This is a genomic window from Microbulbifer sp. MI-G (genome assembly GCF_030440425.1).
GTDB classification, from domain to species: Bacteria; Pseudomonadota; Gammaproteobacteria; order Pseudomonadales; family Cellvibrionaceae; genus Microbulbifer; species Microbulbifer spongiae.
In genome coordinates this window covers 1,839,497-1,855,801 of record NZ_CP098023.1, presented here as the reverse complement: position 1 = coordinate 1,855,801, position 16,305 = coordinate 1,839,497, and the positions used below count along the sequence as shown (strand labels likewise).

Here is a 16,305-nt window from a genome sequence, read left to right as displayed (position 1 = left end):
CTGGCCGGGATGCACCCAAAGTCGCGATGAATAAACTGTGGACCGACACAAGCGGGATTGCCCCGCTCTTGATGATCTGGATCTGCCTGGGTGCCCCGTGCAAGGCCCAGCAACAGGTGCAGCTTTCGGAGCAGTTAGCGGCAACGCCGGGCAAAGCAGCGATTGTCTTTCGCCATAAACTGCACAGGGCACGACTCGCCATTGAGCACAACGACCAGCTCCGCCTTAAAAAACTGAAATCTGAGCTCAGGGACTATCCGCTAGCCCCCTATCTGGACTACTGGATCATTCACCAAAAGCTGCCCCGGCTGCCCATGGCGGAAATAGACCGCTTTCTCATCGAGAATGACAATACAGCCATCGGCGACTGGATGCGCATGCAACTCCTTGCACAGCTGGGCAGCCTGGGCCAGTTTAAAACCTATTTGGAATATTACCGGCCAGAGCGACACAACCGCACTGCCCTGCGCTGTTATTATGCCGATGCCCTGTTCCGTCATGGGGACAAGGCCCAGGCCTACCGCCTGGCAAGAGCACTCTGGCTGGTGGGGCATTCCCAAGCGGAGGCATGCGATCCCGTTTTTGCCCAATGGGCAGACGCCGGCGGCCTTACCCAGCAGATGATCTGGAGACGCCATCTGCTCGCACTCAAAGAGGGGAACCTGGCACTGGCCGCCTATATTGCCAGGAAAATGCAAGCCCCCTACAAGGAACTGGCAGCACACTTGCGCCAAGTGCACAAAACCCCTGAGCTGCTGCTCAACCATTCCCGCCTTTTAGTCGGTACCCATCAAAACCGGGAAATCATCCTGCACGGCCTCTATCGATTGGCGCGACAGGATGCAGCCCGTGCCGAACAGGCCTGGCAGCGCTATAGTGCCAATTTTCTCTTCAGCGATACGGAACAGGAGGCAATGTTGCGCCACCTGGCACGACAATTTGCGCGACAGGAGAATATGCAGGGCTTGTTGCAGCTCGGGCGCGGTCGTGCAATCCGCAATGGACATAGTATCGAATGGCTGGCGCGCCAGTCCCTGCGCGAACTGGATTGGGAACAGGTTGCCTTCTGGATTGATCGCCTTCCACCGGCCAAGCAGCAGCTCGACCGCTGGCTCTATTGGAAAGCCCGCTCACTGGAAGAGCTCTACGGCAAGTCACGCACCGGGGCCTCTGCACACCTCTACCGGCAATTGGCACAGAAACGTAGCTACTACGGCTTTCTCGCCGCAGATGTATTGGGGCAGCACTACAGTTTTGTTCACAGGCCCGCACCGATCACACCGGACCAGGTCCAGAAAATAGCGCGCCGCCCGGCCTTACAGAGAGCGCGGGAATTACAGGCCATGGGTGAATTCTTTCATGCGCGCAGGGAATGGAATTACGCCACCAGAGAAATGACTCCCGAAGAATTGCTGGCCGCGGGTAAGGTGGCGAGCCACTGGGGTTGGCATCACAAATCTATCCAGTCTGTACTGGCCGCAGATTATCTGGACGATCTGGAGTTGCGCTTCCCACTGGCCTTTGCAGATATCATTCACAATGCCAGTGAGCGCGTGGGCAGGCAGAACTCGCCATTGGATCCATATTTGATATACGCGGTCGCACGCCAGGAGAGCCATTTCAGTCACGATGCCAAATCCAGCGCGGGGGCTCTGGGGATTATGCAGCTATTGCCCTCTACAGCCCGCGACACCGCGCGCCGTTCCGGGGTGCCCTACCGCCGCAGCTGGGATCTGTTGAGCCCCAACACCAATATCATCCTCGGCAGTTTCTATTTGAGCACCCTGCTCAACCGCTTCGACAACAACCGCATCCTCGCTGCAGCAGCCTATAATGCGGGGCCGTCCAGGGTAGCGAAATGGCTGAGGGAAACCCGCAAACGCCTGCCCTATGACGTCTGGATAGAAACCATTCCCTACAAAGAAACACGTACCTATGTTCAAAATGTCCTGGCATACACGGTCATCTACGCCTACCGTAATGGTGCCAGAATGCAGTTACTGCGGGAGAGTGAAGTCGCAGGCAAGCTGTAACTACCCCAACCTTTGGATCAGCCAGGTTTGCAGCTGCAACCGGTCAAAGGGCCACAGGCAGACGTCTTCAGGGTCGCCGAGCCCCACCGCGGGAATTATCGACTGAAAGCGTTCGAGCAAATACGCATCATCGGCGATATCCACTGCATGCAGCCGCAGATCAAATCGGGCCAGAAGGGGCCAGATCTCCTTTTTTGCCTTTTCACACAGACTGCAGCCAAGCGTTGTGTAAAGTATGAGTTCACCACCCTCTTTCACCCGAAAAATCCCTGCGAGTCTGCCCAGTAAAGACCCGCAGCCCCCGTTCCCAGCAAAAGAGCCACCGCCCAGGCGCGCAGACGGGTCTTGCGAGCCCCGGAAACCTCAACAGCACCAACTCCACCCGACAGGTGAAGGCCATCAACAACCGCAGAAGGCCGGGTGATATCCTCTGGCGCCGCTCCCGCACTGACTGCCCCCTCCATTCGCTCCACTTCAGCCATGGAAACTGCGGGACGCACCGCAGTTCTGTCAATATCATCGGGGGGGCCTACAACGGAAAAGCGCAAGGTATCGAAACGCAGTTCGTCACCGCGTCGCACGCGGCTCTCCGCAACCCGCCGATTATTGACAAAAGTGCCATTGGCTGAACCGAGATCGATGACAAATAACAGTCCTTCGCGCACTTCCAGGCGCGCGTGGCGGCGCGATAAATGAGACAGCGAAAAAGTGATGTCGCACTCCTCCGAACGCCCCACCACCGCACCCCCTTTCACAGGGAACACTTTACCGGCAATGGCCCGATGGTTTGCTCTCAAGGCCCAGGCAACACTTTTTGCAGGTGCCGCTTTGAGTCTGGTCACTTTCGGATCGATAATTCTCAGTATACGGGTACCAACTGTCAGTTGGTCATTCAACTGCAACCGATGCGGCATTGCCACAACTTTGCCATTGACCAGAATCTGGGAGCCGGAGGAGACACTGTCGAGCATCAACTCATGCTCTTTTACCACAATTTTCAGGTGCAACTTGGCCACAGAGTCATCGGGTAGGCACAGGTCACAACTCTGGGCCCTCCCTACGGTCACGCCCGGTGAAACCAGCCAGACACTCTGACTTGGGTCCTGCACGTCGCAAAGTTTGAGCATTGAAGTCGCTCCTAAGCCCAAAGGGAATTCAAAAACAGCCCCCATCCAGGAGATAGAACGCTCGACGCTTATCTTGGCAATCAAACCAATGCCTTTCCGGGCTAATAAACGCAGGCCCCGCAGCCGCAGACTCCGGGCTGGCGCAGACGCCAGATAGAAGGGCAACTTCGCACTTCTGCACCAACATTCCAAGAACCGCAAACCAATAGAAATGGAAGGCCTATCGGAATGCCAGCCTGAGAAGATCACCGGTAAGAAGCTGCCGAAACGCTCAGTTTTATTGTTACAACTGAGTTTAACACGGGCAATACCATTAGCGTGTGACTGGGTTTGCAGCTTACAATGAAGCGAAGGTCTAGTATCCGCAAGGTGCAATAATGGCCACTGGGGTGCAGTAGGTGGGGTTACATAAAGTACATTTGCCGCGCCACTGGAGGAGGGCCGGCTGCTGCCGGGCTGGCTATCTCCTATACAATGATCATCACAGAGTACAGGTAGTTACACGCCCGTGAGTGAAGCCAAAGTGTCCCGGCAAAGCGGAGTTGTTCAGTGCAGGCAAGGCGCTAGGCGCAGTGCTGGCGCCACCCATCCCGGCTACCGGCGTGAACAGAATGAAGATGCCTACTGGGCCGATGAACAGAGGGGGGTTTGGGTGGTCGCCGACGGTCTCGGCGGACACCATGCCGGTGAGCTTGCCAGCAAAACGGTTGTCGAAGAGATTCAGCACTCCTCAGCTACCGATCGCCACTACGAGCAAGCGCTGAGAAAAGCCCATACCCTCCTGCTCGGAGACGAACACTGTACTGCCAACATGGGCTCCACTGCGGTCGTACTGGCCGAGGAGGGCGACTACTTCCGTATCTATTGGGTGGGAGACAGCCGGGCCTACCTGTGGACCCCGGACGGCGGGAACGGCGAGCTCAGTCAGCTGACCAATGACCATTCCTACGTTCAGATGTTAATGGATTCCGGTGCCATTAATTCTGAAGAGGCGGCCAGCCACCCCAATCGGCATGTTATTACCCGCTGTATCGGCGGCAGTGCAAACCCAAATCTGGAAATAGATCGGGTTTCCTACCAGTGGGCTGCAGGACAAAAGCTGCTGTTGTGCAGTGATGGCCTCTGCACCGAAGTGCCCAATGAAAAGATTGCGCAAATACTGGCTGAAAATGCTGACAATCACCGCGCAGTGGATTTACTGATCGGGGCAGCACTCGATGCCGGCGGCAGAGATAACATTACCGTACAAATTATCGACGCCCCGCCCCAGGCACCTGCCCTTCGCCCGACTCCGGACAGCGCAGCTGTTCATAACAAACCACTATCGGGGCAGTTCCAGAGGCTGTCGAAGCGGACGTTTGCGGCGCTTCTTGTGTTAGCTGCCGTTACGATGGCAGTGATCGGGCTTCCCAAGCTGCTCTGACAGGATCCGCCCATCATGGAAGTCGTCACCAGCGGTAGTTCATCCCTGCAAATTCCGGGCTATCGAATCCTCAAGAAGATCAATCAGGGCGGTATGTCCACGGTGTACCTGGCAATCCAGCGCAGCGTGGGCCGCCAGGTGGCCCTCAAAGTGATGTCGCCGGTTTTGAATGCAGACCCGGTCTTCAGTGAGCGATTTCAGCGCGAGGCCAATATCGTCGGGCAGCTCTCCCACCCCAATATTGTCGGTATCCACGATATCGGTCGCTACCGCAGCTTAAATTATATCGCCATGGATTTTATGCCAGGTGGCTCAGTATCAGAGCGGCTAGAAAAAGGCCCCCTGGCACCGCTGGAAGCCCTGCATGTCGTACGGCAAATCGCCATGGCATTGGATCACTCTCACAGCAAGGGCTATGTGCACCGGGATCTCAAACCGGAAAACATTCTGTTCCGAGAGGATGGCTCCGCCGTGCTCAGCGATTTTGGGGTCGCGCGGGCAGTCGCGCGCACCACCCGCATGACCAATAGTGGCATGGTAGTGGGGACCCCCCACTACATGAGCCCTGAACAGGCGCGGGGAGCCGCCATTGACGGTCGCGCCGACCTCTACAGCCTCGGTGTAGTCTTCTATGAAATGCTGACCGGTGCCGTGCCCTATCAGGCCGAGGAAGCGGTGGCAATTGCCATCAAGCATTTGACCGGCCCCATCCCGCGACTGCCGTCGCGCAGCGCCGTCTACCAGCCACTGATAGACCGTTTTCTGGCCAAGGACCCGGACAAACGATTTCAGCGCGGACTGGATGTGAGTGATGCGATGGACCAGTGGTTCTCTGCTCTGGCGGGTAAACCCAGCAACCAGGTCAGCCAGCTCAACAACGCATCCGTTGGGATTTACAGCCTGGCCCGCGCCCTGTTGCTCACCTTGTACAGCAGCGCGAAGGAGCGCTTTGTCTTCGCGCTGAAGCGGGGGAGAACACACCCCGAGCAGCCGCAACGGGCGCAAACAGAACGGGACACGCTCGTGCGCCTGCACCAGCTGCTGCGTGAGCCCGCAAAACACAAACGCCCCTGGCTGGCCGGCGGGCTCATGCTCTTGTCCCTGTTCCTCGCCTGGAGTCTGTTCAGCCTGATCAGCGCCAAAGCCCAGTGGCGCAGCGGCATTCTGCTCCTCGACAGCGCCAGCCGCTTGACCGCCGGGTTTCTGTCGGGTCAGGCAGACTCCCCTTTACACACGCCCGACACAGCACCCGACAAACATCCCGCCGCTGGGGTGCAAACGGCAGTTTTGGGGGCAATAAGCGGTGGGAATCATACAACCGCAGAACCCGTTGCCCCCGCAGAAGATGGGCGGCCTCCCCAGGACCCCGGCAGCGGCATAGTCAAAACGGCCGCACCAAACCCGGAAAAAGTGAACAATGACTCCGGGACCAATCAGGCTCGGCCATCCGAAAGCCCCGAGACCCCGCCCACCTATGCCCTGAATGTGAAGACATCGCCGCAAGACGCCCGTGTACGCATTATGAATATTGCCCCCCGCTATCAACCGGGCATCAAGCTAGAGCCGGGAAAATACGACCTGGAAATCAGCAGGCCCGGTTTTACCAAGGTGCGCCGCTGGGTCACTCTCAAAGATAGTGACCTCACACTGTCACTCGCGCTGGAACGGACTTACTTTGCCGGGAAAAAAATCCGCTCCAAACTCCCATCTGGAGGCTGGGGACCGCAGATGATTGTGATTGAAGCGGGCGGGTTTACCATGGGCAGTAACCGGCGCTCTTTCAGCAGTCCGGCCCACAAGGTGGTCATCACCCGCGCTTTTGCCATTTCGACCCATGAAATTACGTTTGATGATTATGACCGCTTTGCTCTGGCCACTGGCAGCACTCTGCCGGACGACGCCGGCTGGGGGCGCGGAGACAGGCCCGTTATCCATGTCAGCTGGGAAGATGCCCAACGGTACGTCCAGTGGTTATCCACAGAAACCCGCCAGCGCTACCGTCTGGCTACTGAAGCAGAGTGGGAATACGCGGCCCGCGGAGGCGTTGCAGAGCCTTTCTGGTGGGGAGATGACGATGCGCGCGGCAAGGCCAACTGCCGGCGTGGCTGTAACAGTGAATTCAACAGTCTCTTTCGTGTCACTACGGCACCTGTGGGCCACTACCGGGCCAATCCCTTTGGGCTCTACGATACCGCGGGTAACGTCGCTGAATGGGTGCAGGATTGCTATCAGCCCGGCTATGACCGCAGCCGCACCGATGCGACCCCTCTGTTGATAGCGAACTGTAAACTACACAGCGTGCGCGGTGGCTCAATGCGGGATGCCTCCAGCAAGATCAGTGCGGATTACCGCAAAGGTCTCGGTGATGATAGCCGCTTGCGGGATCTCGGCTTCCGAATTGTGATGGAGCTCGAATAATGCGTACCCCGCCGGCAACTGAGCCCCCAGTATTGTGGGTTGTCGGGCGGCCACCAGTCTCCTACCCTGCACTCAATTCCCAGACATTGTGAATCCTCGGGTTTCTGTGAAAATCCCTGTCCAGCAGTTGCAGCGGCTTTACCCGGTAGGTTTTGCCAAGCTCCCCATCCATTTTGAAACTGCGCAAATTATTTGAAAATACCAGTCTGCCACCGGGCGCCAGCAACGTCATGCACTGGTGAATCAGCGCGACGTGATCGCGCTGTATATCCAGTACTCTGTGCATTTTGACAGAATTGGAAAAGGTCGGGGGATCGAGGAAGATCAAATCATACTGCCCTTTGCGATTTTGTTGGGCAGAGGCAAGCCACTGCAGACAGTCAGCTTCCACGAGCTGGTGTCTGTAGGGATCCAAATGATTCATGCGAAAATTGCGCGCGGCCCAGGACTGATAGGTTCGGGACATATCCACACTGGTACTCTGCACACAGCCCCCCAGGGCGGCTTGCACAGTCGCACTGGCGGTATAACAGAATAAATTGAGAAACGTTTTGCCGGAAGCTGACTCACGAAGGTATTTCCGCACCGGACGGTGGTCGAGAAACAGCCCGGTGTCGAGATAACGCCACAAATCCACTTCGAGTTCAGCACCGTACTCCTTCACCCGCAAAGCGGTGCCAGCCTCCGCCTGCTTTTGATACTGACCACCACCCGTCTGCCCGCTCTTGTGACTGTGGCGGCGCCGCTCCTTGATGATGATATTTGCCCGTGGCAAGTCCAGAACAGATTGCACGGCACGGAGCAGGTCGCGCAGACGGTTCCGTGCTTTACCCTCATCAATTGTAACCGGCGGGCGGTACTCCTGCAGATGCGCATACAGCGTACCCCCGCAGGTTCGGTACAAATCCACTGCGGCAGAATATTCCGGCAGATCGGCATCGTAGAGGCGGTAACAATCGATACCCTTTCTATCGGCCCACTTGCCGGTGGTGCGCAGATTCTTACGCAGGCGGTTGGCTACCATTTGTGCTTCTGCAGAGAGTTTACAGGCCCTGTCTGCCGCTTTTCCCCGCTCGCTCAACGGGTGAATCTGGAACAATAACAATTGGCTGGGAATACTGCCGTTGTACAGCTGGTAGTGCCTGTGGGAGCGCAGCCCGGTAGAATAGCCAAGTTCCGGGTTACCGGTAAAAATACCTACCTGCCAACCGGGAAATTTCCCTTTCAACTGACGCCCCAGCTCCGCATAGGTTTCCCGCAGGGCTTCCTGTTCACCCAGGCGCTCACCATAGGGAGGGTTGGTCAGTACCAAGCCCGGTTTGACCACCTTGTGACTCGGGACTTTGAAGCCCGCTACGGGCCGGCAGCGCACCCGCACCCGGCCCTCCAGTCCCGCCCTGGCAATATTGGCTTCGGCCGCAGAAAGTACTCTGGCATCCGCATCATAGCCGCGAATTTCCGCTAACTCTTTCCCCAAACCGACGGCGCGGCGCTGCAGCGCCTCCGCCTGCAGCGTATGCCAGATATCGCTCTGGTGATTGAGCCAGTTCTCAAAGCCAAAACGTTCACGCAACAAGCCCGGGGCGATATCTGCCGCCATCAGGGCCGCTTCAATCAAAATGGTGCCCGAGCCACACATAGGATCCAGCAGTGCACCACCCTCTGCAGCAATCTGTGGCCACCGCGCGCGCAGCAAGAGTGCGGCGGCGAGATTCTCTTTTAATGGCGCGGCGCCAATTTGGGTGCGATAGCCGCGCTTGTGCAGGCTGTCACCACTGAGATCAATCGCAATATCCAGCTTATCCCGCTGTAGTCGCAATGCCACGGTCAAATCGGGATGGTGTTTGACGATGTTCGGTCTAGCGCCGGTTTGCCGGCGCAGGCGATCGACGATTGCATCCTTTGTTTTTTGCGCACCGAATTGGCTGTTGCGAATCTCGCGGTTGGTACCGGAGAAATGCAGCCAGAGATTGCCGGATGGCTGGAGGTGCTGTTCCCAGGGCAGGGTGGCAACTGCCCGGTACAGGTCTTCCGCACTGCCAATACGCACCTGACCCAAGCGCATGAGGATACGGTTGGCAAGGCGGCTCCAGAGACAACAGCGGTAGGCCAGCGCTACAGAACCGCAAAAGTGCACGGCTGCGGGCTGCTCCTGTAGCCCAATCGCACCGAGGGCTTGCAGCTCCCGGGCGAGCAGACCTTCAAGCCCTCTGGGACAGGTGGCAGTAAAATTTACTACTTCGCACTGTAAATCTGTGAACATATTTACCCAATTTGCCCCTTTGGGGGAATATTTCATGCCTGTCGAAGCTTGTTAGCCTCTCCACAGTCTTTTCTGTCTGGTGTCGCAATAATGGACAGGCCGCCCTCAGAGGCCAAGGACCCGAGAGAGGCTTCGATACCCCCCGATTCCTCCCACACATGGCCACTTTCGATACCGGACACACCCAGAAGGTCACTGCACTGCCGTCAAATTGTTCCGCACTGTGCCGTTTCGATCCGGGCAAAACGCACTTATTCGCCCCATGTCTAGCAAGTCAAGTTGGATTTTTCCGCCCCGCCAGTAACGCTCTATATGCCCGCCCGGAATTTTCCGATTGGGCAAACCCGACAGTATTCTTGCAATAGGAGGCGGAAAGGAAAGCGCGGTCACCTGCAGGAGAGATTCAATAAGCTTAAACAGGCAGTGCAATATAACTGTAAAGCGTATGCATCATACCGTGCTGCCGCCGGTACATCTACAAACAGAGGTGCCTGATACAATGAAACGCCAAAAACGCAATCACACCGACAGGGCATTCTACCGGGGGTATTTAGCTGCTCTGAACAACAAGTCCATTGACAGCTGCCCCTTTGTGGAAAGCAATGCCCACCAGGAATGGGTCAACGGCTGGCGTGAAGGGCGGGAAGACTACTGGAATGGCTTTGACAGAACCACCAAGGCGCAAAAATTGGAGATTTATAGCGCTATTTCCACCGACATCCAGTACCCGGACGGCTGGAGCACCATTTAGATAGACCCAAATGGCGTCGCAGCTTTTCTCTCAGGCCCTGCCCGGGGCCGGGGCCGGGGCCGGGGAGCCAGAGTGCCGAAATGAGCGGTTGTCTGCGCTCTACCAAGCCTATTGGGAGTGATGCCCGACCGAGCGACGGCGTTCCAGGGCAAGGGCCTGCGCCGCAGTGCGAATGAGTGCCGGTCCCCGATAAATAAACCCGGTATAGATCTGCACGGCAGTGGCACCGGCACGAATCTTTTCCACCGCACTGGTTCCGTCAAAAATACCGCCCACACCGATAATGGGGATCTGCTTGTGCAACACCTTGGCCAATTGCGCAATGACCTGGGTCGAGCGCTGTCGTAGCGGCTTGCCGCTGAGACCGCCTTCCTCGTTTCCATAGGGCAGACTGGCCATCGAGGACTTATCGATGGTGGTATTGGTCGCAATCACGCCATCGATACTGTACTCACACAACACTTCGGCAATCTGGGTGATAGCCTCCCCATCCAGATCCGGGGCAATCTTCACTGCCACGGGCACATAGCGGTCACTCTTCTGTGCCAGCTGCAGCTGCTTGTCCTTGATTCGCTCCAGCAGATGTTTCAGGCTTTTGCCAAACTGCAGATCCCGCAGCCCACGGGTATTGGGAGAGGACACGTTGGCAGTAATGTAATCTGCAAAAGGATAAACTTTTTCCATGCACAGGCAGTAGTCCTCCGCCGCTTTCTCAACCGGCGTATCGAAGTTCTTGCCCACATTGATGCCCAGTACCCCTTTGTAACGGCGATGTCGCACCCGCTGTACAAGGTAATCGACACCGAGGTTATTAAAGCCCATACGATTGATCAGAGCACCAGCCTCTTCCACACGGAACAGGCGCGGTTGTGGATTGCCTGGCTGCGGGCGCGGTGTCACAGTCCCCACTTCGATAAAACCAAAACCCAGTGCCCCCAATCCGTTGAATGCCTGTGCATTCTTGTCCAGCCCTGCAGCCAGGCCCACGGGGTTGGGTAACGTCAGGCCCATCAATTCGACAGGATCATGCGCTATGGGTTTTGTGAACAGCGACATCAGACCGAGGCGCTCGGCGGCCCCGATTGCATCCAGTGAGAAATGGTGGGCGCGCTCGGGATCGAGCGCGAACAATGCCTTACGCAGTGCTGAATACATACCTTACCTTAATGGGGGGTGACTACCTCTCTGCCACGGGAAGGGCAAACGAAGCATTCGGGTTACACAAATACCTGGTCGGGACCAACCACAGGGGTCTTTCTTATCCATACCAATCCGGCAATCAAACAATGGCTGGAACTTATGATTTTGTTATTCTTCCAGGGATTCGCAGTCTGCGGTAGCCTGTGCCAGGTACATCAACTCACGCAAAGCCACCGTAAACATCGCAAAATCACCCATAGAGGCTGCTTTTAACTCGGCAATCATCGTGTGCCAACGCGCAATAGCAGGCCCCATAATAGCGCTCCATCGCTTCATCGCAGTATCGACATCCAATTTCTCCCCGCTGGCAAGGCGCAGAATGTTGACCGCAAGGGTCGAGAGCTGGTTGTCCAGATCATCCATGCTGGTTTCCCGGGCCTGTGCCTGCCAGAAACTGTCGACCGGCAGATCGACAATCAGATTGCCGAACCAGTGCAGATTCAACGCGTCGGAAAGCCGAAAATACACGATGGCAACCTCTTCCACCGACTTCCCACTGACCCGCGCCGACGCGGAGATACCAAGCGCCGAATAGAGATAAGTTGGGGAGGCTGACAGAAGTGCCAGAGGCTCTGGCACCCCCGCTTCCAAAAGCTTCTGGTAACGCTGCTCCCACTCACTGAGTGGATCTCCGCTCAGGATTTTAGGCAGGGCCTGGATGACGCGCTGTACCGGCTCCTGGAACAACGCACAATTGTGCGCCGGCTCCAAATCACTGCGACGATTGCGCAGAAACCAGCGGGTGGCACGGCGCACCCGGCCAATCATGGAATTCAGCAGCTCGGTTTGCAGTTCCGCCGGTACCTTGTAGTCGAGCAGAACCACCTGCTCCTGGAACTCTCGCATGCTGTAGACATCGCGGGCACTCACATAGGCCGCTGCGACATCATCGATATTCCCCCCGGTGGCGGTGCTGATGCGATTATAGAATGTGATCCCCATACTGTTGACCATTTCATTGGCCACCTGGGTGGCCACAATCTGACGCAACAGCGGGTGGCTGTATATCTGGTCCTGGTATTGCGCCACGAGCTCCGCGGGAAAGGCGGATTCGGCAGCCCGACGCACTTGGGGGTTATCGGTAATCTCTGAGCCTTGCAGCGCTTCTTTGAGCTGCACTTTCACATAGGAAATCAAAACCGACAATTCCGGACGGGTGAGGCACTGCCCTTTGTGCAGCCGCTCGGAAATCTGTTCGTTGTCGGGGATAAACTCCAGTGCCCTATTGAGGCGGCCGTCATCCTCCAGCCCATTAATGGTGCGCCGGTATTCATCCAGACGGTTGGAAACCTGATACTCAGCAATGCTTAATGCGCGGGTCTGATCGTAGTTATTACGCAGTACGAGATCGCTCACGGAGTGGGTCATTCCATCCAACAGCTGATTGCGCTGCTTGTCGGTGAGATCCCCACTTGCCACCACCCGATCGAGAAGGATCTTGATATTCACCTCGTGGTCGGAACAATCCACACCGGCGGCATTGTCGATAAAGTCGGTATTACAGCGGCCGCCATTCAGAGCGTATTCAATGCGACCGCGCTGGGTCATGCCCAGGTTGCCCCCTTCACCGAAGACCCTCGCGCGCAGCTCACGCCCATTGATTCGCAAATGGTCATTGGACTTGTCCCCCACTTCGCCATCGGATTCTGTAGCGGCCTTGACGTAGGTACCAATGCCGCCATTCCAGATCAAATCCACCGGCGCTCGCAGCAGTGCACTGATCAACGCATTGGGCGTGAGTTGGTCTTCTTGGATATCAAAGGTGCTCTTCATCTGCGGGGAGATCCTGATCGCCTTGACACGGCGCTCGAAAACGCCACCGCCTTCGGAGATCAGCTCGCGGTTGTAATCTCTCCAACTGGAGCGGGGCAGGTCAAACAGGCGCTTGCGTTCCGCAAAACTGCTGGACGCATCCGGATCGGGATCAATAAAGATGTGCATATGGTTAAAGGCGGCTTTCAGACGAATATGTTCGGATAACAGCATGCCATTCCCAAAAACATCGCCACCCATATCACCGATACCAATGACGGAGAAATCCTCTTTCTGCACATCCACCCCCATTTCGCGGAAGTGTCTCTGTACAGATACCCAGGCACCACGGGCGGTAATCCCCATTTTCTTATGGTCATACCCCTGACTGCCGCCGGAGGCAAAGGCATCGCCCAACCAGAAACCATAGTCTTTGGCAATGCCATTGGCGATATCGGAGAAGGAGGCGGTCCCCTTGTCCGCCGCCACCACCAGGTAGGGGTCGTCCTCATCCCGGCGCACGACCAATGGTGGCGGGACGATCTCACCATCCCTCAGGTTATCGGTGATATCCAGCAGGCCGCGGATAAAGGTTTTATAGCAGGCAATTCCCGCTTCCAGCACAGCCTCGCCGCTGCCACCCGCCGGCGGGCGACGTATCACAAACCCCCCTTTTGCACCGCTGGGAACGATGACCGCATTTTTCACCGCCTGGGCCTTCACCAGCCCCAATACCTCGGTGCGGAAATCCTCCAGGCGGTCCGACCAGCGCAAGCCACCCCGGGCCACCTTACTGCCGCGCAGGTGCACCCCTTCCACACGCGGTGAGTAGACAAAAATCTCAAACTCGGGGCGTGGCTCGGGAATACCTGGAATATCCCGCGGACTGAACTTGATTGAGATGTAATCTCTGGAGCGCCCCTCGGCATCACTCTGAAAAAAGTTGGTGCGCAGGGTTGCCAGCAGCAATTCCAGGTAGCGACGCAGCACCAGGTCCTCATTGAGATTTTCGACCCCATCCAATCCATCGTGAATTTTAATAATCAACCGTTCAACCCGGGTCTGCTCCTGCTTGCCGGAGCTCAGGCGCGGATCAAACAGCGCGCGGAAAAGCGCCACCAGGTTGCGGGTAATCTCCACATGACTGGCCAGCGTTGCTGCGATATAGTCCTGGCTGGCACTGAATGTTGTTTGTTTCAGGTAGCGGGCATAGGCGCGCAACATGGATACTTCACGCCAGTTCAAGCGGGCGGCCAATACCAGGCGGTTAAAGGCGTCGCTCTCGGCGGTCTGGCTCCAGATAGCCGAGAAGGCATCCTGGAACAGGTTGCGGGAAGCCTGGGCATCGATTTTGGTGGCCAGGCCAAACTCCAGGTAAAACTCGTGCATCCACACATCGGTGCCGCCACAGGGGCGGATCGTATAGGGGAACTCACCGATTACCCGCAGACCCAGGTTCTCCAGTACCGGGATAATATCTGATAGGGTCAGGCCACTGCCCCAGTTAAAGACTTTGAAACGGAGGCTGCCCTGGGCTGCACCGGCAGGCTGGTAGAAACTCATGGCGACGCGGTTGTGCTCATCCAACCCCTGGATGGCGGTGACATCCTGTACCGCGATACGCGGTTCAAAATCTTCACGATAGCCCGCCGGGAAAGCGCGCCCGTAGATACGAAAGAGCCGGTTGCCTTCCTCCTCCCCACTGCTTTCAATGAGCGATCTTTGAAATACATCTTCCCAGGAGCGGGTTATATCCACAATCTGCGCCTCCAACAGCGCTACATCTATATCCACAGGTTCTTCAGGTGAAACGCGGAAGACAAAATGCACCCGCGCGAGAATGGATTCGGAGAAGAAGGTGGTGAAATCCGAATCCCTGGCCTTTATGGCTCGGCTTATATGGGAACAAATCAGCTCACGCACGCTACTGCTGAATTGTTCCCGCGGCACATACACCGTCGCTGTGACAAACTTGCCAAACGGGTCGCGGCGCATAAACAGACGGATCTGCGCGCGTTCATTCAGGCTCAGCACCCCCATCACCACGTCGAACAATTCCTGTGTGCTGCCCTGAAACAGTTCGTCGCGGGGCAGGGTGTCGAGGATACGGCGCAGCGCCTTGCCATCGTGGCCGTGGCCTGTCAGACCGCTGTACTCGATGATAGACGCCATCTTGCGCCGGATAATCGGGATCTTGGCGGGGCTCTCTGTATACACCGGGGAGGTATAAAGCCCCATAAACGCCGACTCGCCGATGACCTCGCCTTCCGCACTATAGCGCTTGATCATCACGTAATCCGAATAGGCACTGCGGTGCACACGGGATTTTACCGAGGATTTGGCGAACGTCAGATAATTGGGGCCCTGATAAAAGCGCTGCTTGCCCTCGCTGAAAGCGGTCTCCGGCATGGGAGCAGCCGTCTCCTGCAACTTCTTGAAAATCCCCAGGCGCCGGTCTTCCATCTCGCTCAGGATCTTCTTGTCGTCCACCTGGCTGAACTCGTATTCCCGATAGCCCAGGAAAGTAAAGTTGCCATCGCGCATCCACTGCAGGAAAGCGCATGCCTCCAGCAGATTGGTGTCGTCTTCCGAAAGCCCGGTCTGTAACTGGCCCTCCATCTGGCTGCAGGTTTCGAGCAGAGGCGCGTAATCATCTACCACCAATTCCACCTCGCCCAGAATCTCTTTCAAGGTAGCGGTCAATCCAGAGGCGAACTCCGCCGAGGTGTCGCGGTCCACCTCGATATAAATCAGGGCTTCGACCCGCTTTCCCCCTCCTTTGCCAGGTTTGCTCCTGCGTGTCGAGAGATGCTCGTAGGACAAATCCGGCGACATTCCGGGGGCGGGAAGCAGATGTTTCAACTTACCACTGCTATTGCGTTCAAGATGCAATACCGTACTTTTGATGGAATGGATGACGGTATTTCTCCGATTGACCTCCATTCGCACGGAATCCACCAGAAATGGCATATCCCGCTGCAACAGCCCGATCACCGTATGGGTACATTCCCAGCCATCATCCTCCAGACGCGGATTGAAGATCCACACCTTGGGAAGATCGCTGGGGCGCTGCTGAATAAAGTTCCACCAGGAGTAGATGCAACCGTACACATCCACAAGTCGTCGGCCCGCCAGGTCTTCCAACGGATACTGGTGAAGAAACTGCTGTGCAAAGGCCACCACTGGCTCGGCCTCACTCGCCAGCTTATCGCGAATCAGCTCACAAATTTGTGCTACCAACTCTTCACGGCTATTGGTAATCACCGTCGCCATATTCACGGGGAACCTCCCAATCGCATTTTTGTCTCATCCGATCCAATAACTGTAGATCCGAAAAG

The 16,305-nt window shown here is 56.8% G+C and carries 9 protein-coding genes; 4 read left to right on the top strand and 5 right to left on the bottom strand.

Annotated elements, in window-relative coordinates:
- Positions 1 to 26: 26 nt before the first annotated feature.
- The gene (locus M8T91_RS07890; protein WP_301418491.1) at positions 27 to 2,033 is read left to right on the top strand and encodes a transglycosylase SLT domain-containing protein; all 2,007 of its coding nucleotides are present in this window, start codon (positions 27 to 29) and stop codon (positions 2,031 to 2,033) included.
- On the opposite strand, the gene M8T91_RS07885 is transcribed toward M8T91_RS07890, so the two are convergent.
- Positions 2,034 to 2,291, bottom strand: coding sequence for a glutaredoxin family protein (locus M8T91_RS07885; protein WP_301418490.1), 258 nt, complete (start codon positions 2,289 to 2,291; stop codon positions 2,034 to 2,036).
- Positions 2,288 to 3,160, bottom strand: a complete 873-nt coding sequence (locus M8T91_RS07880) for an FHA domain-containing protein (protein WP_301418488.1) — start codon at positions 3,158 to 3,160, stop codon at positions 2,288 to 2,290. The genes M8T91_RS07885 and M8T91_RS07880 overlap by 4 nt, the downstream gene beginning before the upstream one ends.
- Before the next feature lie 508 nt (positions 3,161 to 3,668).
- Here M8T91_RS07880 and M8T91_RS07875 point away from each other — a divergent pair.
- Together M8T91_RS07875 and M8T91_RS07870 are read left to right on the top strand one after the other, a co-directional pair.
- Positions 3,669 to 4,583, top strand: coding sequence for a PP2C family protein-serine/threonine phosphatase (locus M8T91_RS07875; protein WP_301418486.1), 915 nt, complete (start codon positions 3,669 to 3,671; stop codon positions 4,581 to 4,583).
- Between the two features lie 15 nt (positions 4,584 to 4,598).
- The gene (locus tag M8T91_RS07870) at positions 4,599 to 7,001 is read left to right on the top strand and encodes a bifunctional serine/threonine-protein kinase/formylglycine-generating enzyme family protein (protein ID WP_301418484.1); all 2,403 of its coding nucleotides are present in this window, start codon (positions 4,599 to 4,601) and stop codon (positions 6,999 to 7,001) included.
- A gap of 61 nt (positions 7,002 to 7,062) precedes the next feature.
- Here the strand turns inward: M8T91_RS07870 and rlmKL are convergent, their stop codons facing one another.
- Positions 7,063 to 9,264: a bifunctional 23S rRNA (guanine(2069)-N(7))-methyltransferase RlmK/23S rRNA (guanine(2445)-N(2))-methyltransferase RlmL gene (gene rlmKL, locus M8T91_RS07865; protein WP_301418482.1), complete on the bottom strand. Its 2,202-nt coding sequence runs from the start codon at positions 9,262 to 9,264 to the stop codon at positions 7,063 to 7,065.
- 499 nt (positions 9,265 to 9,763) lie between these two features.
- Between rlmKL and rmf the strand changes: the two genes are divergently transcribed.
- Positions 9,764 to 10,015 (top strand): ribosome modulation factor, encoded by a 252-nt coding sequence (rmf, locus tag M8T91_RS07860; RefSeq protein WP_301418480.1) that lies wholly within the window; start codon positions 9,764 to 9,766, stop codon positions 10,013 to 10,015.
- Positions 10,016 to 10,123: 108 nt separating this feature from the next.
- Here rmf and M8T91_RS07855 read toward each other — a convergent pair whose 3' ends face one another.
- Positions 10,124 to 11,170, bottom strand: a complete 1,047-nt coding sequence (locus M8T91_RS07855) for a quinone-dependent dihydroorotate dehydrogenase (RefSeq protein WP_301418478.1) — start codon at positions 11,168 to 11,170, stop codon at positions 10,124 to 10,126.
- A 153-nt stretch (positions 11,171 to 11,323) separates the two neighbouring features.
- Positions 11,324 to 16,240: an NAD-glutamate dehydrogenase gene (locus M8T91_RS07850; protein WP_301419048.1), complete on the bottom strand. Its 4,917-nt coding sequence runs from the start codon at positions 16,238 to 16,240 to the stop codon at positions 11,324 to 11,326.
- Positions 16,241 to 16,305 lie beyond the last annotated feature (65 nt).